Source organism: Alkaliphilus pronyensis (genome assembly GCF_009017275.1).
Classification (GTDB): Bacteria; Bacillota; Clostridia; order Peptostreptococcales; family Natronincolaceae; genus Alkaliphilus_C; species Alkaliphilus_C pronyensis.
Window position 1 is genome coordinate 1 of the sequence record NZ_WBZC01000022.1, and the last position, 25,883, is coordinate 25,883.

Sequence of the window (25,883 nt, forward strand, 5' to 3'; positions counted from 1 at the left end):
ACCCCTTTTTTTCTTTAATTATATCATACAAACCTTATTATTTAAACGTTTATAGACATTTTTATATGCTATTTTATAGTTTGCTTTTACGCAGTCTGCCGTCCCTGCGTTTCCATTGTTAAAAAGTATTTAACTCTTAAATACTAATATAACTAAAAGTTAAAGGAGCTCATCCTATATGATGAACTCCTTTAAATAGTTTTTAACCTCTGTTTTCTATTGATTCTAGTCTTTCTAAAACTGTATTAAGCATTTGCTGATATTTATCTTGTTTTTTCTTCTCTTCTTCAACAAGCTCTGGTGGTGCCTTCTTTAAAAAGCCTTCATTGGAAAGCCTTCCTTCACCCCTTTTAATTTCTGCCTCTAGCTTCTCCTTTTCCTTCTGTAATCTTTCTATTTCCTTTTTAAAGTCAACCAAATCATCGAGGGGAATAAATATTTCTGCCCCTTCAACTACTATGGATATGGCATCTGAAGGTATAGTTTCCTTGCCTTCTAAATACTGGATTTCTGATACACTGGCTAAGGTTGTAAAAAACTGCTTTGCAGCTTCTATAATTCTCTTGCTGTTATCATTAGTAGTTATTACAATCATTTTTGCCTTTTTGGAAGGAACTACGTTCATTTCTGCTCTAACATTTCTTATGTTTTTAATAATTGACATTATTATTGTCATTTCTTCTTCTGCATCTGTGCTGATGTTTGCTTCATTATATTGTGGCCATTCTGAAACTATTATATCTCCTTTAACAGTAGGCATTGTTCCCCAAATCTCCTCTGTAATAAAAGGCATGAAGGGATGTAATAGCTTCAATATGTTTTCAAGTACATGGGTTAGTGTATATTGTGCTGTTCTTCTATTTTGTAGATTTTCACCATATAATCGTGGCTTTGCTAGCTCTATATACCAGTCACAATATTCACTCCATATAAAGTCATACAGTTTTTGAGCAGCTAGACCTATTTCAAATTTCTCCATGTTTTCTGTTGCTTCTTTAATTAATCTATTTAACTTTGAAATTATCCATTTGTCTGCTACATTTAAGCTAATTTCATCATTATTAAACTTATCAACATCTAAGTTCATTAATACAAAGCGTGTTGCATTCCATAGCTTATTGGCAAAATTTCTACTGGATTCAAGTTTTTCTATGTGAAAACGCATATCATTTCCCAGTGAATTTCCAGTTAGTAATGTGAATCTTAAGGCATCTGCTCCATATTCATCAATGATCTCTAGTGGATCTACCCCATTTCCTAATGACTTGCTCATTTTTCTTCCCTCTTGGTCTCTAACGATTCCATGGATAAACACATGCTCAAAGGGAACCTCATCCATAAACTCTAAGCCTGAGAAGGCCATCCTTACAACCCAGAAGAATATTATTTCATAGCCTGTTACTAGTACGTTTGTGGGATAGAAGTATTTCAGCTCTTCTGTTTCCTGTGGCCAGCCTAACGTTGAGAAGGGCCAAAGGGCAGAGCTAAACCAAGTATCTAGTACATCTTCATCCTGCTTAAACTCTTTGCCTTTACACTTTCCACATATCTGTGGCTTTGATTTTGAAACAATAACCTCTTGACAATCTTCACAATAGTAGGCAGGTATTCTATGTCCCCACCATAGCTGTCTTGATATGCACCAGTCTTGAATGTTTTCTAGCCAATGTAGATATATTTTTGAGTATCTTTCTGGAACAAACTTAATTTTTCTTTCCTTTACTGCATCTATTGCTGGTTTTGCTAAAGATTCCATCTTAACAAACCATTGAAGTGATGTTACTGGTTCTACAACTGTATTGCATCTATAGCATTGTCCTACACTATGGCTGTGATCCTTTACCTTAGCCAACAGCCCAAGCTCTTCTAAATCCTTTACAACTTGCTTTCTCGCTTGGTATCTATCCATTCCAGAATACTTTCCACCCTTTTCATTAATGGTGGCATCATCATTCATTACTACTATTTGTGGAAGATCATGTCGCAAGCCTATTTCAAAGTCGTTGGGGTCGTGGGCTGGTGTAATTTTTACGGCTCCAGTACCAAATTCTTTATCAACATATTCATCCGCTATAATTGGGATTTCTCTATTCATCAGTGGTAGCATTAGGGTTTTTCCTATAAGATGCTTATATCTTTCATCCTCTGGATGCACTGCAACAGCTGTGTCTCCCAGCATTGTTTCTGGTCTGGTGGTTGCAATTTCAATAAATTCATGACTGTCTACTACTGGATATTTAATATGCCAAAAGTTGCCGCTTTTCTCTTCGTGATCTACCTCTGCATCTGATAATGATGTTTTACAAACTGGACACCAGTTTATAATACGGTTTCCTCTATAGATTAAACCTTTCTCGTAGAGCTTAATAAAAACCTCTAAAACAGCCTGACTACAGGTTTCATCTAGTGTAAATCTTTCTCTTGACCAGTCACAGGAATCACCTAATTTCTTCATTTGCTCTACTATTCTACCACCGTATTTCTCCTTCCAATTCCATGCATGCTTAAGGAACTCTTCCCTTCCTATTTCCTTCTTTGTTAGTCCACTTTCCTTTAATTTTTCTACCACCTTAACTTCTGTTGCTATACTTGCATGGTCTGTGCCTGGCTGCCAAAGAGCCTCATAGCCCTGCATTCTCTTCCAACGTATAAGTACGTCCTGTAGACTATGGTCGAGGGCGTGACCTATATGAAGCTGTCCTGTTATATTTGGAGGTGGTAATACTATACAGTAGGGTTTTTTATTTGGGTTTACCTTTGCTTTGAAATAACCCTTTTCCATCCATTTTTCATAAATTCTATCTTCAAAGTCTAATGGATTATAGGTTTTAGGCAAATTATTATTCATTTGATTTCCTCCTCATTATTTACATAATTTTTATTGTGAACTGTAGCATTATTAATTTTTATACAAGAAAATCATTATAGCTCCAATAATAGTAAATACTAAGCCACATAATTTAACATATAATACGTTGTTAAAGGGAGCTTTTTTAATTATCTTTATAATTATTCCTGTTGCATATACCATTAATGCTCCAATAAGTAAGAATACTATTCCTAACTGAAACATTTTTTATCACCACCTATGACAGTAAAGTTAAAAGTTAAAAATGAAAAATGAAAAGTTAAAACAAGAAAACATAGTATAAATCAAAAGCTACAATAATAACTAAGAGTTAAGAGTTAAGAGTTAAGAGTTAATATTTAAAAGCAATGTTGAATGTTGAATGAAAGACGAAAACAAAAACCTTAAAACATAAAATTGAAAATGGATAATCGAAAATTGAAAATTAAAACCATAAAACAAAAATCTTGAAACTAAAAAAACCTTCATTCCTTAAATGTATAAGGACGAAGGATTTCGCGGTACCACCTTAATTCCTGCTCTTAAACAGGCTCTTAATAAAATTTAACGGTTTCCCGTCTGTACCTACTTTGTTTCAATACAGAAGCTCAGAAGCTACCTTCAATAACCATTACCTTAAAGAACCTTTCAGCCTTGGGTTCTTTTCTCTTTTAGGCTGTATTATTTACTCCTCTTCTTCATTGCTGTTATTTATATAATTATATTATTACTTTTATTTACACCTATTATAATGGTTTGTTTAGAAATGTCAAGAGATTTTTTCTGTTCCCTTAATTTTTATAGCCTTTAAGGCTTCTCTTGCATATTGAATAAAGGCATATGCAGTAAATAAAACTGCTGACCAGGTTAAATAAGTATAAAACGAAAGCTCAAAGGCCACCCAAATGATAGCTATATAGAAAACAACCGTAGCTATTTTTCCGTATTTATTGGCTGGAATTACTATTTTACCCTTTTTGGTATATAGAAATAAGCCACCTAACACCATTAGTATTTCTTTGATTGCCACCACCAGTAAAATCCATATTGGAAGGAACTTTTTTATTGTAAAGCAGACAAGTACAGTCAACTGCATAAGCTTATCTGCTAAAGGGTCCATTGCTTGTCCCCACTTTGTAACCAAGTTATATTTTCTAGCTATATAACCGTCAAGCATATCTGTAAAACCAGCTAGCATAAAAATTACTACAGAATATATTACAGCATAAGAGGAGCCTGAGAAAAAAACCATTGTAAAAATAGGTATTAGCAAAAACCTAAGCACAGTAATTGTGTTGGGTAAATTCATAGCTTTTCCTCCTTCTCTTATCAGTATTTAGATATAATTCTTATATAATAGCTCTTCTATTCCTTATTATAACAATTAATTTGTAAAAACAAAACCATTAACTATTTAACAAGCTTAATTGAATAAATTCTTTCTAAGTATTCCACTAAATATCTTATCATATCCTCATATGAAGTATTAAAAACATCCCACCTACGTTTATAGTTGGCGTATATGAGACGTTTTGTATAGGATGACATTGGTATGTCTTTATATACACAAAGCCTTGATATTCTACCATATCCACCTTCAAGATTTATTGGGTCTATCCCAAAGCTAACAGAATCCTTATGGACCAATGCATACCAATGGAAATAATCTATTTCTCCCTTTATATATCCATATCTATTTTTACCTGGCAAAATTTTAATATTCCAAGACATATAAACCCCTCCACGTTTCACTTCTATATACTTTAATTTTATGCCCCTTATTCAAATCCTATTCATATGGAGGTAACACAATATCTTAATATGAATATAATGGATTAAAGCTGTAATATTTTATTTTGGAGGTGAGCAACATGAAAAAGCTTAAATTACTTAGTTTTGTAGCTGTTATGCTGCTATTAGCTTCATTGGTATTTACTGGATGCAGTAGGGAGGATTCGATAACAGAAATTAAGGTTATGGAGGTTACCCACTCAGTTTTCTACGCTCCTCAATATATCGCCATAACTGAAGGCTTCTTTAGGGAAGAGGGGTTGGAGGTGGAGCTAATTGATGGCAAGGGAGCCGATAAGACGATGGCGGCTTTACTTAGTGATCAGGTTGATATTGGTTTTATGGGGCCAGAGGCTTCTATTTATGTTTACAATCAGGGGAAGGATGATTACGCTATTAACTTCCTACAGCTTACCCAAAGGGATGGCTCATTTTTAGTAGCAAGAGAACCCAGCCCAAGCTTTGACTTTGAAGAGCTAAGGGGAAAGGAAGTATTAGGTGGCCGTAAGGGTGGTATGCCTAATATGGTGCTGGAGTATGTGTTGAAGAACAATAGCTTAGTTCCTGGTACTGATTTAAATGTACGTACAGATATTCAATTTGGTGTTATGGCAGGGGCCTTCGCTGGTGGAGAGGGTGACTATACTACTTTATTCGAACCCACCGCCTCTATGATAGAAAAAGAAGGAAAGGGTTATGTTGTAGCATCAATTGGTGAGGAAAGTGGATATATTCCATACACTGTCTATAGTGCAAAGAAAAGCTATATTGAAAAAAATCCTGATGTAATTCAAAGGTTTAGTAATGCCATCTATAGGGGAATGCTTTGGGTGGAGGAGCATACTGCTGAAGAAGTGGCTAAATCTTTACAGCCTCATTTCCCAGATGCTGATTTAGACATTCTTATTTCAGTAGTTGAGAGATATCGTGATATAGGAGCATGGGCACCTAACCCTGTGCTAACAAGGGAGGGCCTAGATAGACTTCAAGAGGTTATGATAGAAGCTGGAGAGCTTGATGAAAAAGTGGATTATGCTGCTATTGTAAATACAGAGTTTGCGGAAAAAGCAATAAAAAATTTAGAATAAAATAAAGGGTGGTTAATACCGCCCTTATCTTATTTCACATATTTCAAACCAGTTCTTTATTTGCTCTTTTATTTTTTCTAATTCCTCTTTTTTAAATGGAGTATACTTATTGATGCCACCATATACGGTTTCACCATCTTTAAAATTTTGAATATAATATCGTTTTGCTCCTTTAACGATAACTGCAGTGCTTATAATATCTTCAGCAGTTAATAGTTCTTTACAGACTGTTGTTCTAAACTCATGCTCTATACTACTATTAGCTAATAGGTTAATGCTTTCGATAATATCCTTTTCCTCTATAGTAGATCCAGTTAAAGCACTGTACTTATTTAGTGGTGCCTTTAAATCCATTGCTACATAATCTAATAGTTTTTTCTGTAACAAATCCTTTAAAACCAATGGTCTTGTACCATTTGTGTCTAGCTTTACACTAAAGCCCTCTGACTTAAGCCTAGTAATAAACTCCATTAAGCCTATTTGTAGAGTTGGTTCACCACCTGATATACATACTGCATCTATGTATCTTTTTCTTTTTATTATGTATTGCCAAACATCCTTTTCTAAAGCTACTTCAGCTTGTTCTTTAACAATATGTCCATTGTGACAATAGGGACACTTAAGGTTGCATCCTCCAGTAAATAGTACCGTTGCAATTTTCCCAGGGTAATCTATAAAGGAGGATTTAGTTATTCCTAGTATTCTCATAATCCACCTCTATTTTTATCTATTTTTCCAATCCTTTGCTAACATTCCATAGACTACATGATTTACATAGTGATCATATAGCCACTCAGCTTCTCTAATTAGCCCTTCCTCTTTAAAGCCTAGCCTCTTTGGTATGCTTCTGCTTTTGCTGTTTTCTTCAGCACATCTTATCTCTACTCTATTTAACTTCATGTCTACTAAGGCATATTCAACGAAAGCCTTTGTTGCCTTAGTCATAATACCATTGCCTTGAAATCTCTCTCCTAACCAATAACCTAAGCTGGTAACTTTATTAGACCAGTCCATACCGTGATAACCTATTACCCCAGCTAGTTCTCCTTTATACCATATTCCTGACTGAAAGCCTTTATTATCTGCATATTGCTTTTTAGTCATTTTTATAAAATTTAATCTATCTTCTATACTAGCACTATCATCTACCCAAGGTAACCACCTTCTAAGATATTCACTACATTCATTTGTTAAATTTGTTAGGGCTTCGGCATCACTTAACTCCAATAGCCTAAGCTCTATTTCATCATTAATATTATGCGTGAACATATGCATACCCCCTTAAATTTTCAATAATTATAGCATATATATTCTATTAATACTATTGGCTACTATAACAAATAATCCCCATCTAAATATAGTAGGGGATTATTTGTTATATATTAACTTGCATTAATATTTTTTTCTTCCTTTATATTTATGGTTTTATTCTTTAAGCTGACCTCTGGAGAAAACTCTTCTCGTATTTTATATTCCTCTTGCTTTCCTTTATTCCATGCCTGCACAGGTCTGTGGAAGCCAACAACTCTAGTCCATACCTCTGCCTCCTTACCACAGTGGGGGCATTCAAAATGTTCTCCAGATAAATATCCATGGTCAGAGCATATAGAAAAGGTGGGGGTTATTGTTATATAGGGTATACTACTGTTCTCCATTACCTTTTTAATTAATAGCTTACAGGTTTCTATATCCTTTATTTCTTCACCTATAAAGCCATGTAAAACAGTGCCACCTGTATATAATGTCTGAAGCTTCTCCTGCAATTCTATAGCTTCAAAAATGTCCTTTGTGTGGTCTACTGGAAGCTGTGTTGAGTTTGTGTAAAAGGGCTCCTTTTCTCCCTGTGTAATTACCTTAGGGTACATTTTCTTATCTAATCTTGCAAATCTGTAGGCGGTTCCTTCTGCCGGTGAGGCTTCAAGATTCCACAGGCTACCTGTTTCTTCTTGGTAAATTTGAATTACTCGATTCATAAACTCCATAACCTCAATTGCAAACTCCTGTCCCTCTTCTGTTGTTAAATCCTTTCCTAAAAGATTTACGCATGCTTCATTCATACCATTTAAGCCTATGGTAGAGAAGTGGTTTTTGAAGTACTCACCTGTGCTATCCTTTACATTTTGAAGATAAAATCTTGAATATGGGTATAGTCCTGCATCCATATACCTTTCTAAAACCTCACGCTTTGCTTCACAAATTTCTTTAGAGTACTCCATAAGCTCCCTAACACTGCGTTTAAACTCCTCTGGTGTTTTTGATAAATAGCCTATACGTGCCATATTTAAGGTAACAACATTTATGGAACCAGTTAATGGATTTGCTCCAAATAAGCCTCCACCTCTTTTTCTTAGTTCTCGGTTATCTAGTCTTAAACGACAACACATTGACCTAATGTCCTCTGGTGATAGGTCTGAATTTACAAAATTCGCAAAATATGGTGTGCCAAACTTCTTTGTCATTTCCATTAGACAGTTAACAACTTCTGTATTCCAAGGGAAGTCATCTGTTATATTAACAGTTGGTATTGGGAAGCTGAAGGCTCTACCTGCTCCATCTCCCTCCATCATAACTTCAAAATAAGCCCTATTGAACATATCCATTTCTTTTTGAAACTCCCCATAGTTTTTGTCCATAGGTTCTCCGCCAACTATAGCAGGAGATTTTTTTAATAGCTGATGGGGTGTTATATCTAAAGTAATATTAGTAAAGGGGGTTTGGAAGCCTACTCTTGTAGGGACATTCAAATTAAACACAAATCTTTGTAATGCCTTTTTAACCTGCTTAAAGTTCAGCTTGTCATAATAAATGAAGGGTGCTAAATAAGTGTCAATACTTGAAACTGCCTGAGCTCCTGCTGATTCCCCCTGCAAAGTGTATAATAGGTTTACCAATTGACCTAAGGCAGACTCAAAGTGCTTAGGAGGTTTTGATTCAATTTTTCCTTTTGCTCCTTTAAAGCCCTTGGTTAAAAATGCTTCTAAATCCCACCCACAGCAATAGGGTGCAAGTAGGCCTAAATCATGTATATGTAAATCTCCCCTTATATGGGCATCCCTTAACTCTTTACGATATATTTTGTTTAACCAATATTTTGTGGTTATACTCTCAACTATATGGTTATTTAAGCCTTGTAAGGAAAATCCCATATTGGCATTTTCATTAACTCTCCAATCTTCAAGGTTCACATACTCTTCAACCATTTTTTCTGCATCCATAAAAAGGTTTTTAACCTCACGTATTTCCTCATGCTTTTTACGATATAGTATATAGGCTTTCGCAGTTTTAGCATGACCTTCTTCAATTAACACCTTTTCCACAACATCTTGTATATCCTCTACCGACGGAATACTGGCTCTGTAGGTTTCATTTATAATATCTGAAACTATCTTTGTTAGTCTAGCCGACTTGACCTCATCCTTTCCCCCAACTGATTGGGCTGCAGCAAAGATGGCATCCTTTATTTTATTTAGATCGAAATCTACAATCTCGCCATTTCTTTTTTGAATTTTGTTAACCGCCATGATACCCCTCCTATTGTATTATTTTCCAAGTAAGACACTATATATTGTATATAATACAATGTTTAACCTCAAAAAATCAATATTACTTGAGTCTTATATTTTGCTTTTTTTCGTCATAAATCTACTCTATTCTTCCAGTATCTTTAGGTTATAGAAATTTAACAATATAATAGCTTTGAAAACAGTATTATTAAAAAACTCAGTTGGAAGCTTGACGGTACTTATTCTCTTTCTTTAGAAGCGGCAGTGTTAATAACGCATCTTAGGTAAATAAAAATAGGAGGCTGTTTAACCTCCTAGCTCCACTTTGGTGTATTAAATTTATTTCCGCCTTTTTTTAATCTTTTGCCTTCATCCTCAGACACAATATAGGCATTAATTCCATTTTTCTCATATTCCTTAACAGTTTTTATAGCTTCAGACCTAGACATAGTACTGGAAATACCACTGTCGGTTCGCACCATAAATTTTTGATCCATCTAATTCCTCCTTCAAATCTAATAATAAATTATATGCTATTGATTCAGAGCTTTTTTCAATACGTTAAGTCTTTACCCTTAGTAATATTTTATACATTATAACTCCATCTATACTTGGAGAAGGTTTCCATCAATAATATATGTTATAGCCAAGTAATATACAAGACCTGCTAATATTGATAATATCGTAGCTATGTACTCTATTGCAAGGTAGTGTAAAGTCAGCTTGAATACTAGATATACTATAATACCCATTGTTAAAGCAGCAAAGAGGGGTTTAATAATTGAATCTAAAATTTTTATTTTAAAACCTATTAACCTCTTTAATTCAAAACAGTTTAAAAGCATAATTATAATATAGCCCATCATTGTACCTATTACAGTACCAATTATGTTTAAGTAGGTCATCAAAAGTAAATTACTTACTATCCATTTGACAATTACTCCTATAATGAGATTACGTACAGGTAAATAAACATTACCTATTCCCTGTAAAATAGCTGTTGTTGTTTGGGCCACTGAAATAAATAGCACATTACATGCCAAAACCCTAAGTATATCTCCACCTAGCTCACCCTTCCCCCAAAGCAGGTGTATTATTTGATTAGACAAAATTGATAAGCCTATTGCTGAAGGTAATGCCAGCATAACTGTTATTTTAATTCCTAAAGCAGCCTTTTTTCTAAGCTCATTAAGGCTTCCTCTACTGAAGGATTCTGAAATAGCAGGAACCAAGCTGGCTGTCATTGCCATACTAAGGGTTAGTGGAACGTTCATTAAGGTTACTGCCTTTCCAGTAAGTCTGCCATAGAGAATTGTAGCTGCCTCGGCTGTATAACCGGTTTCAATTAGCCTAGAATGTACTATAATAGAGTCTATTAATCCCATAACTGAGGCTAAAATACCACCAATAGTTATGGGAAAGGCAATCCATAGTAGCTTTTTTATAATTGAACAGGTGTTATCAATATTTACTTTAGCTATGCCTATACTACTGACTCTTGTTCGCTTTCTGTATTTAAGGTAATAAAGGATTAAAACAATTGTACCTAAAAAGCCACCTATTGTGGCTCCAAAGGAGGCAGCACCTGCTGCAAAACCAGTTCCTTTAGCTATAAAAAGGTATGCAAGCCCAACACCAAAGAATACTCTACCCATTTGTTCTACTATTTGTGATATAGCAGTTGGTGTCATTAGCTGTAAGCCTTGAAAATATCCTCTAAAGGCAGACATAATTGAAACAAAAAATGGTGCAAAGGCTAAAGCAATTATAGAGTAATAGGTTTCTTGAGGCCAGTTTAAGATAGCTATTATTCTGTTTACGTTAAAATATATGAAAAGTGATGTAGCTAGACCTATACATAACAACATGAAGAATGCAACTTTAAATATTCTATTGGCTGCTAAATAGTTTCCTACTGCCATTTTTTCTGAAATAAGCTTAGATATTGCAGAAGGAAATCCAATAATAGAAATGGTTAGTAAAACAGTATATATTGGATATGGTAGTCCATAAATTCCCATACCCTCATCATGGATGAGCCTTTGTAATGGTATTTTAAAGAAAATGCCCATGAACTTAGCTATCAATCCTGCTATTGCCAGTATTAACGCTCCCTTAATAAGCTTATTATTGGTCATAAAAAATCTCCTTTTCTATGGAGTATAATATCTAATATATTCTTTAGACCTAAAGCAATATGTTAAAATACAAGGAAATAATGGATTAATTAATCAACTAAAAAAGATCCTAGAGATTAGGATCTTTTGATTTATTATCATTGTCGATTTTTTTCCAGTGGTACAGCCAAAAACCCCCACCTACAATCATTGCAGAAAAACTAGATGCCAGCTGTCTTAAATCATTTTTTCGTTCACGATTCTTTTCCCGGGTTAAATATTCTTCGTATCTTTTTTCAACTTCTTCGTCAGTTAGCCTTTGCTGGGTATTCCCGTCTGGACCTTTTAACATATATCTTTGTTCATATTCTTCTAGTGTCGGATAGTAGTATCCACCATCAACTGCTATGTCCACTACCCTTTCAATAGTAAATATAGTACCAAAAACAAAGATAATTAGTGTTACAAAGCATACTAGGTAAAGATATATACTTCTTAAATTAAAGTTTTTTGACATAATAACTATACCTCCAATAACTACTAACAGAATTACAAATATCATAATTGGAATTAAAAAGCTTAGAACCAATAGTTACATCACCTCTTTCTTTAAAAAAGAGTTACTTTCCTACTGTAATTTTATACTTATCACCGGTTAATGTCAATGGAAGCCACTATTTACCAATATATAAATCAAAACTACTATATAAAACCTAGAGTAAATGTTAATTATAACAGTATTAGATTTACTAAGGAGAGCTTGATATGGATAAATTACACCAGATAATTTTAAGCTATAAAGAGGATATTATAAGGTCAACCCAGGAACTAATTAGAATTAACAGTGTTAATACAAATGAAGCTACTGGAAAACCCTTTGGAGTGGGTATAGATGCTGCCCTTAATTATGTACTGCAGTTGGGTAAATCCTTTGGCTTTAAAACTGAATATTACGATGGATATTATGGTTATATAGAAATGGGTGAGGGTAAAGAATTAGTTGGTATTTTAACCCATGTTGATGTTGTACCAGCTGGTAATATAGATGAGTGGAAATATCCACCCTTTGGTGGTGTAATCCACCATAATAGAATATACGGAAGAGGTAGCCTCGATGATAAGGGTCCAATTATTGCAGCTTTATATTCTATGAGGGCGGTGAAAGAGGCAGGAATTCCTTTAAATAAGCGTATTCGACTTTTTATTGGTACTAATGAAGAATCCCAATGGCAATGTATTGAAAAGTATTTGCAGATTGAAGAAGTACCCAGCTATGGCTTTGTAGCAGATTCCGATTATCCACTTATTAATGCAGAGAAGGGGCTGCTTCAGATTAAGCTATATACAGATGAAAAGCCAGACTTTATTGTGAGGGGCGGAGATGCCTTTAACAGTGTACCTGATTATTGTCTATTTAAGAGTAATAATTCTACAATTGAGTTTACTGGAAGGGCAGCCCACTCTGGAAAGTGTTGGCAGGGTGAAAACGCCATTGTTAAAGCTGCTAATAGTCTATACAAAGCAGGTATTCAAAATGATATTATAGATTTTATACATAAAGAGCTTAGTGAGGATTGCTTTGGTACTAATATATTTGGTGTCTGTAAGGATTTAGAGTCTGGCACTTTAACTATTAATACTGCCAGGATAAATATTTCTGATAATGCCTGTGGGCTATACCTTGATATACGTTATCCAGTAACCGCCTTAAAGGAGGATATTTTAAAGCAATTACAGTTTAAATGTAGTCTATACAATATTAAAACTGAGGTTATAGATTTTTTACCCCCTTTATTCATTCCTAAGGAAAACTATCTAGTACAGCTTTTATTAAAGGTCTATGAAGAAGAAACAGGCTTAAAGGGTGAGGCTATATCAACTGGTGGTGCAACATATGCTAGAGCTATAAAAAACTTTGTTGCCTTTGGTCCTTTATTTCCTGGTCATGAAAAAATGGCCCATAAAAAGGATGAGTACATTGATATTGATTTATTAATAAAAAATACCCTTATATATTGTAAAGCAATTGCTACCCTAATTAAGGAAAAAAAACAATAAATTATCACTAAAATGGGATGTTTGCCTGTTTGTAGGTAAACATCCCTGTGATATTAGTCTGCAGCATTTGTTATTGTTACCACCATACTAACCTCTCCTGCCTGCTTGGCATCATCAAATAGGCTACGTAGACTATTCCAAACTTCATCATCACTTCCTTGAATGTGGGTATCCATTGCTCCAACATTATAGGTTATTCTATGGTTTTGAAGGGTGTTAATGGAATGGTTTATAACTTGACTGGCATTTGATGTTTTTAAAGGATATAGGGCTACCTCTGCATGGATTCTAATAATAATCACTCCTCTCATACTGACTTTATCTCATAGGCATTATTAATATCCCCCTTCTAAGGGGTAAATAAGTACCCACAAGCTTCGAAAATAAGTGGAACTAATTTTCTTCATAAATAGTATGGATTTATGATTATTCAATTATTCTTAAAGGACAATTAATAAAAAATTATTGCTTTGCTTTTTCTGGTGTTTTAAACAGCTTATTTAAATTATAACTATCTTTAAGCCTTGTTGTTAGGTATACTCCAGCTACAATTAGAATACCACCAATAATAGTAATTGTAGAAACTTTTTCCCGTAGAATTATAACCGATAGAAGCATTGAGAAAACAGGAACAAGGTTTATAAAAATTGCAGTTTTACTTGCTCCTAGCTCTTTTATAGATGTCTGTTGAACTAAATATCCAATGGTTGAGGGGAATATTGCCATATACAGCACGCTACTCCAACCTAATATGGAGGTATTACCTAAAAAAACATCTGGCCTTTCTAACAGTGCAAAGGGAAAGGTAAAAATTGTACATAGAATAAAGCTGTAGCAGGTTAAAATTAAGGGTGAGTATTTACCCATAACTCTTCTGCTAACTATTGAATATATAGCCCAGCAGGATACTGCAATAATCATAATAATATCTCCCCTATTAAAGCTAAAGCTTTGAATTACCGATAAGTCTCCCCTCGATATTGTAATAACAACACCTATTAAGGCAATTATTATTGCCCCTATCCTCAGTAATCCTAGCTTTTCATCTAAAAAGATGCTGGCAAGAATAGTAGTTAATAATGGATTGATAGCAGCTATCATTGAGGCATTAACAGCCGATGTATACTTTAAGGCAATAAAAAATAATATATGATAACCAACCATGCCTACTAAGCCTAAAAACATCATTACAGGGTAATCTTCCCTCTTTAAATGCCAGTTCTTTTTTTCGTACTTAACCATAACCGGAAAAATAACAATTGAGGCAAAGAAAAATCTCAAAAAGGTTAATGAAAATGGGGGAAACTCTTCAACTGCAAGTTTACCTCCTATGAAAGCACCTGCCCAAAATATTGAAGATAGTAGCATTAGTAGTATTGTTTTATTGTTGGTTTTTTCCATTTTAAGTCCTTCTTCCTTTAATGTATTATCTTTACACATACTTAATTGAACCCTTATGATTAAGCTTATGAAGCTCTTCCTCTAGTAGTCGCTTACTTAAGTTAACCATAGCCTTTGAGGTGCTGGAACTCATTATTTGTACACTGGTATGTTCATCTACTTGGTTGTTTTCTTTTCCACTTAGTAGGGATTTAACATGAATAGCTGTACCGTAGTTTCCATCAATTAAATCTACGTTGTTTCCTACTACATTTCTAATTGTATCCTTTATAAACACATAATGGGTGCAGCCAAGTACAATGGTGCTGACTTTTGAAAGGTCTAGGCCATAAAACAGTCTTTTTAAATAAGCTTCTAAATCCTTAGATTTTGATCCATGCTTTTCTATTATTTCAACTAGACCAGGTGCTGGTAGTTTAATTATATCTGCTTCATTTTCAAATTGAAGTATTAAATTACTAAACTTTTTTTCCTTTAGTGTTACTGGTGTTGCCATTACAACAATTTTTTTATGGTTATTCAGCTTTACTGCAGGCTTTAATGCTGGTTCCATACCAATTACTGGTATGTCCAGTTTTTCCCTAAGGGGTACAATAGCAGCACTGGTTGCAGTATTACAGGCTACTACAAGCAGCTTTATCCCTTTCTTAATCAGTATATCTGCCACCTCCAATGACCTCACCATAACTTCCGTGGTGGCTTTTGTACCATAGGGTGCATTTTTTGAGTCTCCATAATAGATGTATTTCTCATTAGGGATTATAGCTATAAGTTGGGCTAAAGCACTTATTCCTCCTACTCCTGAATCAAAAACCCCAATAGGTAATAGTTCAACCTCTTTCATTAATAATTCCACCTATCTTTTAAGATTAATATTATTATATTATCAAAATTCAAAATTAAAGACAATGGTCTACTAAAAGTAGTACATTGCCTTTAATATTATTAACAACTTAAATTACTTTAATCTTTTTAACAGCTGAGCCCTTTCTTTTTCAAAGCCTGGCTTTCCTAGTAGTGCAAACATATTTCTTTTGTATTCTTCTACACCTGGCTGATTAAATGGGTTTACCCCTAAAAGGTACCCACTAATGCCACATGCCTTTTGAAAGTAGTATACTAAATAACCATAGTAAAAGGGAGTAAGCTTAGGAACACCTATTATTAAATTTGGTACTCCTCCATCTACATGGGCTAAAATTGTTGCCTCTAAGGCCTTCTCATTAACAAAGCTAATTGTTTTTCCAGCCAGGTAGTTTAATCCGTCTAAATTATTCTCTTCTTCATTAATAACAATATCCTCTAATGGCTTTTTAACTTGTATCACTGTTTCAAATAGATTTCGTTTACCCTCTTGAATATATTGACCCATTGAATGTAAATCGGTAGAAAAGTTAAGGGTTGCTGGAAAAATACCCTTATAATCTTTACCTTCACTTTCTCCGAACAATTGCTTCCACCATTCGCCAAAATATTGAAGTGCAGATTCATAATTTACTAGAAGCTCTATTGTTTTACCTTTACTGTATAAAATATTCCTTGCTACAGCATATTGATAGCAATAGTTATTGCTTATGTCTGAATTATAGCTATTCTCCATACATGCCTTCGCACCTTCAATAATATTTGTAATATCAATACCAGCTACAGCAATGGGTAATAGTCCCACAGGGGTAAGTACTGAGAATCTTCCTCCAACATCATCTGGAATTACAAAGGTTTTATAGCCCTCTTCATCTGCTAGTTTTTTTAATGCCCCTTGCTTCCTATCGGTGGTGGCTATTATTCTTTTTCTTGCTTCTTCCTTTCCATATTTTTTTTCCAAAAGATTTTTTAGAGCTCTAAAGGCTAGAGCTGGCTCGGTGGTGGTTCCAGACTTAGATATAACGTTTACGCAAACATCCTTTTCCTTAATAATTTCAATTAGTTGGGCTAAGTAGGTTGAGCTTATATTATGGCCTGCATAATATATGTTAGGGGTTTGTTTTTCATCCTTCGAGGTATAATTATGAAAATGATTAGTAAGCATTTCTATAGCAGATCTAGCACCAAGATATGAGCCACCTATACCAACAACTATAAATGCATCACATTTACCTTTTATTTCCTCTGCTGTTCTGATAATTTCTTCTAACTCATCATTGCTAATTTCTTCAGGTAATTGAAGCCAACCGGTATAATTATTTCCTGCACCTGCTTTGTTGTGGAGAAGGTTGTGGGCTACATCTAGCATAGGCCTCATATTCTCAAATTCATGCTCTCCTATAAAATTTATTGCTTTAGAGTAGTCAAACTTAACTTTTTCCATTAGCTTTGCCTCCCGATAAATATCTTGTTATTAAATAAACAGCTCAATTATATGTGAATTACCCCAAGTAAATTAGGGGGTTTTTGGTACTTTTCTATAAGGTAACACAATTAACAGTATATTACAAGGTTATCAATGCTTATGTAGCTAATTGTAAAAGCCTGCATTATGCAGGCTTTGTAATATATAGTTTTATATTATTTTTTACCATTTATACCTATTTTGACTTTGTTTAATGGAATGTCTTTATTTGCAGCTTTCAAAGCCGCTTCTGCTGCCATTACAATTCCTTGACAGCATGGAACCTCCATATATGCCACCGTGACTGAATTTAAGTTGTTCTCTTTTATAATTTGTGTTAGCTTTTTAATGTAGAATTGAAGATCGTCGAGCTTTGGACAGCCTACTACAACTGATCTCCCCTTTAGCAAATCTAAATGATAGTTTGGATAAGCAAAGGGTACACAATCTGCTGTTATAAGTAAATCACTATTGTTGAAATATGGTGCATTTACTGGTACAAGCTTTAATTGAACTGGCCATTGCTTTAATTGAGGCTTTATATTGATTTCTATATCACCGCTGCTAATTAATTCTCCTGTACTTTCATTATCTTCTTCCTTAAAATCCATCATTCTACTACCTGGACAACCACCTTGTCCTCTAGCTTCAATAACTGCCTCTTCATCAAATTCTTCTGCTTCCCTTTCAACAATTTTTAGGGCATCCTCGGGACAATGACCTAAGCAAGCTCCAAGCCCGTCACAATAAACATCACTTATTAGCCTTGCTTTGCCATCTATAATTTTAATAGCACCCTCTGCACAGTTGGGAACACATAAACCACATCCATTACACTTTGCTTCATCTATTTCAATGATTTTTCTTATGCTCATTTTATCCTCTCCTTTAGCTTATCTTAAGTTAATAATACACTAGAGGGGATATTAAGTATGTGATAATTAGCACAAAAACCATTGAGATACATCACAATTATTAATTTTTTAATCTCTTCCCACACAGAGGACAGTATTTAGCCTCATCATCTAGCTCTATTTCACAGGCTTCGCAAAGGTTTACACCCTTTAGATTTAAAATAAGCTTCTCTAATGAGCTTATATCCTCCTCCAGCCCATGAATTTCTGAAATAAGCTCTACAAGCTCAATTCGATTTATCATATTCATTCTTTTCAGGCGTCCATATACATATTGTCCTATCTCTTCAAATTTTTCTCGTATCTCCTCCTCTCTTCTTTTAATACTAAGATTTAATTTACTTATTTCTATCATATTATTAGAAACCTTTGAAAAGGATTTAGCAGTGTTGGACATTGAGCTTGATAATTTATTCATTAACCCCATGATATTACCTCCTTTAATACAATTTATTCTGATTAAAAATAAAGGGTACCATTAAGTTAATCTTCAACTTTAACTTCAAGCTACTATTTAGTATTTTAAACATGTACAAACTTAAAGTTAAACATTAACTTTAAGTTTGTCTCTTTACCAAATTCAGTTGATTAAATTACTAATGTACCGTCCTCCTGCTCAATTAATAATAATACTCTTTTTTGCTGCCCTGTGTTGGCATCAATGTATATTAGATAATTGTCCTGCCCAAACTTAACCTTAAACTCGTAGCATAGTATTTCATGTTTACCTTCTGTAGGTATTATTGCTAATCTTGAATTTTCTACTTTCACCCTACTTGAAAGCTTCTCCTTTGCCTCTTCCTCCGATAGCTCTGGCTCTTGGATTTCCCTTTCATGGTGATTAACTAAATAGCCATGAGATTCCATACCAATAATATCACCATTATCTAGGGCTACCTTAACCTTAATAAGGTCGGTGTATATTAAAACATCCTTTTCCTTGTATGCAAAATTAATAATCATCTCACCCTCATATGCCATTTTATAGGTGGGCTCCATTTTTGAATAGCCTCTTTTTTCTAGAAATTCATTTGCCTTAGCAACAGCCTCCTCTGCATTTAGTTTACTTTCTCCTAAGGCTCTAGGGTTAAGATACCATATAATATTACCTCCTATTTTACTAACACCAACAGAGACCTCACTTCCATTATCACCATTCTTTTCAGCTTTAATATAGTATCCATCTATTGTTGTGTTTTGTATGCTTTCTATTACTCTTGGATTAGTTATTCCTTCATCCTTAAAGGTATCTGTAACTATTTGAAGGGCTTCCTCTTGATCTATAGCTTCTCCCTTTATTCTTGCTTTAATATCCTTCATATGCTCGGAAAAGGGACCATCATATATTAATTCGGGGTAATCCTGCATTCTCTCTTCAATATTAATTAGGTTTAAATCCTTCATATGTTCATCTACATCTTCAATATCTCTGTTACCTATTCTCCTTAAATCTCCAAAGTTAACTCCCCCAGAGGCAACATGCTGCTGCATTTCTACTAGCTCCTTTGCCAATAAATTAGCATAATTATGTAGCTCCTTCATTGTTGTCATTTCTTCTTCATTGGGAACATAGCCCTCTAAGGACTTGCTTACCATGGCTGTACAATAGTCTCCAATTTGACTTAAAAACTTCTCTGTTTGTCTTATGGTGCTATGATTAAAGGGTAATTGGGTTAGCTTTTCCTGTGCTAAATAGGATTGGTTGACTGTATTGTTTAAAAATCTAACCATGTCATTACTTGAACCAGAAAGCATTGCCTTTGATAAATCCACTTGAACATTTTCTACATGACCTATTAAATCATAAAACTGTCTTTGAAACTGGGTATCAAGGTAGATATGATAATCATTTTTTTGCTGTTGTTGATTATATCCCCATACTCCTACAGCAATTAGGGCAACTAAAAGTATACCGGGTATAATATATTTTTTCATCTAATACCTCCTCCTTTTTCATAAGTTACTTAACACTACTTTTAATGGGCAAAAACATGCCTTCCAATTCTTAATGTTATTTGCCTAGTCCAAATCCATCTACTGGTTGCTGTAGCAGGGTTCCAAAAGTATATGGCACCACCAGTAGGATCCCATCCGTTTAATGAATCCCTAGCAGCCCTGTAGGCTTCATCATCTGCTGCTTGATTTATTGATCCATTTTTAACTGGCTCGAAGGCACAGGGCTGATAAATAACCCCAGCCATAGTATTGGGGAAAGCAGGATTTCTAACTCTATTTAAAATTACTGCACCAACAGCAACTTTTCCCTCATAGGGCTCTCCCTTTGCTTCAGCATGGATAATCCTAGCTAGTAGATTTATATCGTCACTTCTTGAAACCCCCTGACCTGTGGAAGCTGCAGCTGTAACCCGTTGTTGTGACATTCCTAGAGCAGCCCTGGTCTGAGGTCCAACAACCCCATCAACAGCCAGCCCATTTGCCCTTTGAAAGTCTTTAACTGCTTCAAAAGTTTGTGGTCCATATACACTACTGATTGGTCCATCATAATATCCCCATCGCTGTAGTTTTGTTTGAAGCTCTCTTACATCATCGCCCCTAGAGCCCCAGTATAAATTTTGTCCATTTACCCTTTCTATCGCTATATAGGATATGGACAAAAACAGCATAGCTGATATAAAAAAGATGGCAAGAGTTTTGATTCTTCTCATAAGTATCCTCCTCGCATAATCTAGTTGAACAATATTATTTTTATCAAAATTTAGTGTATTTATCCAAAATATCATAACTAAAAAAAGGGGCTGTTGCATTAGCAAATTGAATTTGCTATTGCAACGCCCTTTTCCTCTTGGTTTATGGATTATTAGGCTGGCTATGTGTGAACACAGCACCTCCGTCCCCCTGTGTTTCGAGGGTTTGTCTACAATATTAAAACTCCTGCAATATTGAAGTAAACTAATAGTGCCATAACATCTACAATGGTGGTAATCAATGGCCCTGCCATTATTGCTGGGTCTAGCCTTAGCTTTTTTGCCACTATAGGTAAGGTACCACCTACAACCTTAGCCATCATAATGGTAATTAGTAAAGTAATAGATACTGTAAAGGCAACAGATGCTTCACTTCCCAATAAAAGCATACGGATTAAATTTATAGAAGCTAGGGCGATTCCTACTATGGAGCTAACCCTAAACTCCTTCCAAAATACCTTTATGTAATCTGTTAGCTCTACCTCACCTAATGCTATACCTCTAATTATTAGTGTTGATGATTGGGCACCAGCATTACCTGCGGTATCCATAAGCATAGGGATGGAGGCAGCCAAAACTGTAATAGCAGCTAGAGTGCTTTCAAACCTGCCTATAATCATTTCTGTTAATGTTGCAGTTACCATTAATAGAGCTAACCAAACTATTCTTCTTCGGGCTAGGGAAAATACATTGCTATACAGGTACTCCTCATCATTTGGTTCCATAGCAGCCATTTTTTGAAAGTCCTCTGTGTTTTCTTGATCAATTACATCTACAATATCATCAATCGTTATAATCCCCACTAGTCTAGCCTCTTTATCAACAACAGGTACAGTTAATAAGTCATATTTCTTAAAAAGCAATGTTACTTCCTCTTGATCATCTAGGGTTGTACAGGAGATATAATCCTCGTTCATTATCTCTTCTACTAATAAATTATCCTCCAGTAAAACAAGCTTCCTTAAGGATACAATACCCTCCAGCTTCCTTTTCTCATTTAAAACATAACAGGTATATATTGTTTCTTTATCAACCCCTGTTTTCTTTATATGCTCTAATGCCTCTTTAACTGTCATTTCCTTTTTTAGATCTACATACTCAATAGTCATCAGGCTTCCAGCTGAGTTTTCTGGGTAGTTCAAAAATTGATTTATTAGTTTTCTTTCTTCATCTGTAGCATTAACTAAGATTTTTTTTACAACATTGGCTGGCATCTCTTCTAAGAAGTCTATCATATCATCAAAGTACAATTCATCTATAATTTCATTAAGCTTGGTTTCATGGATGGCATCTACAATATCCTTCCTCTGCTGCCCTGATAGATAGGAAAAAACATCTACAGCCAAGTCTTTACTTAGTAATCTAAAAAGAATAATGCTGTTTTTTTTGTCTAGCTCTTCAAAAGCTTCGGCAATATCAACTGCCATAGCTTCATTTAATTCTTCCTTTAATATTGAAAACTTTTTTTCGTTTATTAGTTGAATAATTCTCTCATTCATTATTTCACCCTCCTAACTATGAAGAGGATATTTTCTTAGTGATGGAAATATCCTCTCCCTTATATTGTTTTTTATATGTTTTCTGTAAGAGTCCGGGTGCGAATCCATTTCCACCACCTCCATTCTAAATGCTGTTTTATGTTAAAAATTAATTTTATCTCGCCTCATATTAACATTTAATATTATACCAACAGCTATCATATTGGTTAGCATGAAGGTTCCACCATAGCTTATGAAGGGCAGGGGTTTTCCAGTTACAGGCATTAACCCTATGGTCATTGCAATATTGGCGAAAATATGAAAGGCTAACATAAAGGTGTTACCTATTACAAGAAATGCTCCAAAATCATCCTTTGCATCTCTTGCAATGCTTATAAATCTTTTAAGGAGAAAACCATACAGTGCTATTAAAGCAGTAACTCCTATAAATCCTAGCTCCTCTGCAATTACTGAAAAAATAAAGTCGTTATGCTTCTCTGGTAAAAAGCCATATTGGGTTTGACTGCCATTATATAGTCCTTTACCCCAAAACATACCTGAGCCTACAGCAAGCTTTGATTGTAAAATTTGATAGCCAGTATCTGATGGATCAAGCTCAGGATTTAAAAAAACCATAATTCTATTTTTATGATAGGGCTTTAATAAGCCAGTAAACCACATTATGGGAAAGCAAATAACTCCAGTTAATATAGTACCTATAATATATTTAAACCTTAGGCCTGCTATAAAGATCATACCAAAGGTGAAAAAGGCAAAGGCCATGGTAGTTCCTAAGTCTGGCTGTAAATAAATTAAAACCATAGGTAATCCAGCATAAGCAAATATTTTTAATAGAACTAAGGGTTCATTAATACGATCTTTATTATCGCTAATTATTTTTGCTAAGCAAATGATAATCCCTATTTTTACAAAATCAGCAGGCTGAAATTGACGGCCTGCAATTCGTATCCATCTATTGGCACCCCATGTTTCCTTACCTGAGCCAAATAACAGCACTGCCAATAGTAAGCCATTACAGGCTATATATATTGGCACCCAAAATCTAGCAACTGAATTATAATCTATTAATAGTATAATAGCTATAGCGATTAGTCCTAAAATTATCGAAGTAATTTGCGTTTTAATAAAGCCTTCGCTTCCTCCAACATAGGTATGGGTAGCACTGCCAATCATTAAAACTCCTAAGCTACATATAAGCAGCACTATTATAATTATTGTATAGTCAATTTTTTTTATTAATCGACCTTCTAGTTTCATTTTATTCACTCCATATCCATTTTAAAACACACTATTATGTCTAAGCAAGCATGTCATAGTTAAATCTTTGAATTGCTATCTGACACTAATAAGTTTACTTTAATTTATAGTATTTTGCAACACTTATATAGGCTGTAAAATAAAAGCGAAGCCTATAGGCCTCGCTTTTATTTTTATTTAGTTTAATCTATTTTATTATTTTCCACCCATAGTTCTTTCAGCATACTCAACTAATCTCTTAGTAATTGTTCCGCCTACATAACCGTTTTGTCTTGCTGTTAAGTTACCCTTATCAATTTGATCGTAATTTGATATCCCTAGTTCATTAGCAACCTCAATTTTCATTTGGTTTAATGCTTGTCGAGCTTCAGGAACTACAATATTGTTTCTGCCTGTTCTGTTAACATTACTAGTTGTACCAGTTTGGCTAGTTTGATTAGGTGTTGTATTCATTATTGTTCCTCCCTTCGATGTTATTTTTTTAGTAGCTCATTTGCTACACTAGTATTATTTGTAGAATCTTTTCTTTTACACATTGTAAATTTTAGCACCAACCTCATAATTTAAGTGTTTTTCAACTATTTCCCTAAATATCATAATTAATTTTATTTAAAAATAGTTGTTAACTATAATCATTTTTTTATTAGTAATAATATTTACAGCCATTAAAGCAAATATAATTCAAAGCATTATACATTTTGGAAATATATTTATATGGGCAACAAAAAACCCGGCAATCATTTTTACTCAATTAAATAAGATCGCCGAGTTTTTTAAGGAAAGAGGATATGTTAAGTACTTAAAATTTAAAGGAACCACTACCACCAAGTAGAATTATGAAAAGAACAAACACAAGAATCAAGTTTTCATCAAGTTTGCCCCAGAAGGTTCCTACGTTACCCAAAAGCAGTAATACAACTATTATTAAAATAATGTTGCTGTGTTTTCCACCGATTCCACCAATGCCGCCCAAAAAGGAACTTAAAATATTATTATTATTTTTTACCTCTGACATTAATTATTCACTCCTTTTATCATCTTTATTGCTATAATATGATATTAAGTGAAATATGTGATTAGATTATATTTATCAATTGAATTTTTCTTTTAGGTCTTCTAATGTCAAAAGTCCTACGTGAATATCTTCAATTATTCCTTCCTCATTAATAAAAAATGTTGTTGGCATATAGATTATTCCATAGTCTTCAGCAACACTAAGCTTTTCATCTAAAAGAATTGGAAAGCTGTAGCCTCCATCCTGTATAAAGTCCTTAACGGTGTTAGAATTTTCACCGAGGTTCACCCCTAAAACTACAATGTTATCGTGGCTTAAATGAAACTCATCTAATGCTGGCATTTCTTCTCTACAGGGTGGACATTCACTAGACCAAAAATTAAGAATAATCTTTTTTCCTGCATAATCCCTCAAGCTAACTTCTTCACCCTTAAGATTACGGAGAGTAAAATCTAAGGCTTTATCATTTTCTTTAGAGCCAAAATTTAGCTCCTCATTTTGTGTATCTTCTATTTTAGTATTATCTTTGCTACTGCCATTATCTTCAAGGATATTGCAGCCAGTATAGGCCACCATAGCAACAGCTACCAACAGAATTATAATGGTTTTTTTTAGCATATTATCATTCCTTTATTTAGATTTAAATTCCAATATTAATGAAATCAAAGTATTTATTAAAAAAGGTTAATTTATTAAAGAAAATAGCTAAACCAAATATAATCATTACAATACCTCCTACTTTTGCAATAATAGGAGATATTTTGCTTAGCTCTTGAGAGTTCCTATTGAATTTGTTTATTAACATAGCAGTAAGCATAAAGGGCAACGCTAAACCAACTGAATACATTATTAATAGTAAAACTCCCCTATAAAAGGTGGTAGTTGTGCTGGCATATAAAAGGATAGAGCCTAATACAGTACCAACACAGGGGGTCCAGCCTGCTGCAAATGCTATTCCCATTAGAAAAGCATCTAACCCATTATTTATTTTTGTAGGTGCCTTCACCCTAAGCTCTCTGTTTAAAAAGGATATATTCAGTAATCCTACCATTTTCATACCAAATATAATGATAAAGATACCTGCAATTCTCATTAAATAAAGTCTATAGGTAAAAAGCCTACTACCAATGAATCCTGCTGCTGCACCTAATAATGTAAAAACCATAAAGAAGCCTATAACAAACATTAAGGCTCTTCTTATGATTAAACCCTTTTTAGTATTAACATTATCAGAAAAATCATTACTTATAAAGCCTATATAGGCAGGTATCATTGTTAACACACAAGGAGATAGAAAGGACAACACTCCAGCCAGCAATGCTATTATTAAAGATACCTCTGTCATATTTATACTCCCC

General features: G+C 34.2%; 26 protein-coding genes and 1 other annotated feature. Of the genes, 2 read left to right on the forward strand and 24 right to left on the reverse strand.

Translation table 11 applies throughout. The annotated features are described in order from the left end of the window. Positions 1-202: 202 nt before the first annotated feature. From F8154_RS06750 to F8154_RS06760, 4 genes are all read right to left on the reverse strand, one after another. Positions 203-2,848, reverse strand: a complete 2,646-nt coding sequence (locus tag F8154_RS06750) for a valine--tRNA ligase (RefSeq protein WP_151860850.1) — start codon at positions 2,846-2,848, stop codon at positions 203-205. 51 nt (positions 2,849-2,899) lie between these two features. Further along, complete coding sequence (locus F8154_RS15050) at positions 2,900-3,073, reverse strand: hypothetical protein (protein WP_192930190.1); 174 nt, start codon at positions 3,071-3,073, stop codon at positions 2,900-2,902. 274 nt (positions 3,074-3,347) lie between these two features. Continuing rightward, positions 3,348-3,559, reverse strand: a binding site (T-box leader). Between the two features lie 58 nt (positions 3,560-3,617). Further along, positions 3,618-4,157 carry a CDP-diacylglycerol--glycerol-3-phosphate 3-phosphatidyltransferase gene (gene pgsA, locus F8154_RS06755; protein ID WP_151860851.1) on the reverse strand — a complete coding sequence of 180 codons (540 nt, stop codon included), beginning with the start codon at positions 4,155-4,157 and terminating at the stop codon, positions 3,618-3,620. Positions 4,158-4,258: 101 nt separating this feature from the next. Continuing rightward, on the reverse strand, positions 4,259-4,579 hold the full coding sequence (locus F8154_RS06760; protein WP_151860852.1) for a hypothetical protein: 321 nt from the start codon (positions 4,577-4,579) through the stop codon (positions 4,259-4,261). Positions 4,580-4,719: 140 nt separating this feature from the next. On the opposite strand from F8154_RS06760, the gene F8154_RS06765 reads away from it, so the two are divergent. Next, a complete protein-coding gene (locus F8154_RS06765; protein WP_151860853.1) occupies positions 4,720-5,727 on the forward strand; it encodes an ABC transporter substrate-binding protein in 1,008 nt (335 codons plus the stop codon). Positions 5,728-5,751: 24 nt separating this feature from the next. On the opposite strand, the gene F8154_RS06770 is transcribed toward F8154_RS06765, so the two are convergent. From F8154_RS06770 to F8154_RS06795, 6 genes are all read right to left on the reverse strand, one after another. Beyond that, positions 5,752-6,435, reverse strand: coding sequence for an anaerobic ribonucleoside-triphosphate reductase activating protein (locus F8154_RS06770; RefSeq protein ID WP_151860854.1), 684 nt, complete (start codon positions 6,433-6,435; stop codon positions 5,752-5,754). Positions 6,436-6,450: 15 nt separating this feature from the next. After that, positions 6,451-6,996 (reverse strand): GNAT family N-acetyltransferase, encoded by a 546-nt coding sequence (locus F8154_RS06775; RefSeq protein WP_151860855.1) that lies wholly within the window; start codon positions 6,994-6,996, stop codon positions 6,451-6,453. Positions 6,997-7,109: 113 nt separating this feature from the next. Beyond that, positions 7,110-9,248 carry a ribonucleoside triphosphate reductase gene (locus F8154_RS06780; protein WP_151860856.1) on the reverse strand — a complete coding sequence of 713 codons (2,139 nt, stop codon included), beginning with the start codon at positions 9,246-9,248 and terminating at the stop codon, positions 7,110-7,112. A gap of 296 nt (positions 9,249-9,544) precedes the next feature. Next, entirely contained in the window at positions 9,545-9,727 is a 183-nt protein-coding gene (locus tag F8154_RS06785) for a hypothetical protein (protein ID WP_151860857.1), read from the reverse strand. A gap of 108 nt (positions 9,728-9,835) precedes the next feature. Then, on the reverse strand, positions 9,836-11,368 hold the full coding sequence (locus F8154_RS06790; protein ID WP_151860858.1) for a putative polysaccharide biosynthesis protein: 1,533 nt from the start codon (positions 11,366-11,368) through the stop codon (positions 9,836-9,838). 109 nt (positions 11,369-11,477) lie between these two features. After that, entirely contained in the window at positions 11,478-11,864 is a 387-nt protein-coding gene (locus F8154_RS06795; protein WP_151860859.1) for a hypothetical protein, read from the reverse strand. A 248-nt stretch (positions 11,865-12,112) separates the two neighbouring features. Here F8154_RS06795 and F8154_RS06800 point away from each other — a divergent pair, with 248 nt between their 5' ends. Continuing rightward, positions 12,113-13,405, forward strand: coding sequence for a Sapep family Mn(2+)-dependent dipeptidase (locus F8154_RS06800; protein WP_151860860.1), 1,293 nt, complete (start codon positions 12,113-12,115; stop codon positions 13,403-13,405). A gap of 53 nt (positions 13,406-13,458) precedes the next feature. Here F8154_RS06800 and F8154_RS06805 read toward each other — a convergent pair whose 3' ends face one another. The 14 genes from F8154_RS06805 to F8154_RS06870 form a co-directional block, all read right to left on the reverse strand. Beyond that, a complete protein-coding gene (locus tag F8154_RS06805) occupies positions 13,459-13,716 on the reverse strand; it encodes a YkoF family thiamine/hydroxymethylpyrimidine-binding protein (RefSeq protein ID WP_151860861.1) in 258 nt (85 codons plus the stop codon). Positions 13,717-13,867: 151 nt separating this feature from the next. Then, on the reverse strand, positions 13,868-14,845 hold the full coding sequence (locus F8154_RS06810) for a DMT family transporter (RefSeq protein ID WP_243141193.1): 978 nt from the start codon (positions 14,843-14,845) through the stop codon (positions 13,868-13,870). After that, positions 14,838-15,650: a glutamate racemase gene (murI, locus tag F8154_RS06815; protein ID WP_151860863.1), complete on the reverse strand. Its 813-nt coding sequence runs from the start codon at positions 15,648-15,650 to the stop codon at positions 14,838-14,840. The genes F8154_RS06810 and murI overlap by 8 nt, the downstream gene beginning before the upstream one ends. Positions 15,651-15,764: 114 nt before the next feature. After that, positions 15,765-17,114, reverse strand: coding sequence for a glucose-6-phosphate isomerase (locus tag F8154_RS06820; RefSeq protein WP_151860864.1), 1,350 nt, complete (start codon positions 17,112-17,114; stop codon positions 15,765-15,767). 197 nt (positions 17,115-17,311) lie between these two features. Then, positions 17,312-18,010, reverse strand: a complete 699-nt coding sequence (locus F8154_RS06825) for an ATP-binding protein (RefSeq protein WP_151860865.1) — start codon at positions 18,008-18,010, stop codon at positions 17,312-17,314. 100 nt (positions 18,011-18,110) lie between these two features. Beyond that, positions 18,111-18,476, reverse strand: coding sequence for a hypothetical protein (locus F8154_RS06830; protein ID WP_151860866.1), 366 nt, complete (start codon positions 18,474-18,476; stop codon positions 18,111-18,113). A gap of 161 nt (positions 18,477-18,637) precedes the next feature. Beyond that, complete coding sequence (gene ypeB / locus F8154_RS06835; protein ID WP_151860867.1) at positions 18,638-19,984, reverse strand: germination protein YpeB; 1,347 nt, start codon at positions 19,982-19,984, stop codon at positions 18,638-18,640. A gap of 41 nt (positions 19,985-20,025) precedes the next feature. Continuing rightward, positions 20,026-20,715: a spore cortex-lytic enzyme gene (sleB, locus tag F8154_RS06840; RefSeq protein WP_151860868.1), complete on the reverse strand. Its 690-nt coding sequence runs from the start codon at positions 20,713-20,715 to the stop codon at positions 20,026-20,028. Positions 20,716-20,924: 209 nt separating this feature from the next. Next, positions 20,925-22,253 (reverse strand): magnesium transporter, encoded by a 1,329-nt coding sequence (mgtE, locus tag F8154_RS06845; RefSeq protein ID WP_151860869.1) that lies wholly within the window; start codon positions 22,251-22,253, stop codon positions 20,925-20,927. Between the two features lie 141 nt (positions 22,254-22,394). After that, positions 22,395-23,510, reverse strand: a complete 1,116-nt coding sequence (gene rodA / locus F8154_RS06850; RefSeq protein WP_151860870.1) for a rod shape-determining protein RodA — start codon at positions 23,508-23,510, stop codon at positions 22,395-22,397. A 195-nt stretch (positions 23,511-23,705) separates the two neighbouring features. Next, positions 23,706-23,963 carry an alpha/beta-type small acid-soluble spore protein gene (locus tag F8154_RS15500; protein ID WP_151860871.1) on the reverse strand — a complete coding sequence of 86 codons (258 nt, stop codon included), beginning with the start codon at positions 23,961-23,963 and terminating at the stop codon, positions 23,706-23,708. Between the two features lie 346 nt (positions 23,964-24,309). Then, a complete protein-coding gene (locus tag F8154_RS06860; RefSeq protein ID WP_151860872.1) occupies positions 24,310-24,525 on the reverse strand; it encodes a hypothetical protein in 216 nt (71 codons plus the stop codon). Between the two features lie 75 nt (positions 24,526-24,600). Further along, on the reverse strand, positions 24,601-25,143 hold the full coding sequence (locus tag F8154_RS06865; RefSeq protein ID WP_151860873.1) for a TlpA family protein disulfide reductase: 543 nt from the start codon (positions 25,141-25,143) through the stop codon (positions 24,601-24,603). A 22-nt stretch (positions 25,144-25,165) separates the two neighbouring features. Beyond that, positions 25,166-25,870 carry a cytochrome c biogenesis CcdA family protein gene (locus tag F8154_RS06870; RefSeq protein WP_151860874.1) on the reverse strand — a complete coding sequence of 235 codons (705 nt, stop codon included), beginning with the start codon at positions 25,868-25,870 and terminating at the stop codon, positions 25,166-25,168. Positions 25,871-25,883: the final 13 nt, after the last annotated feature.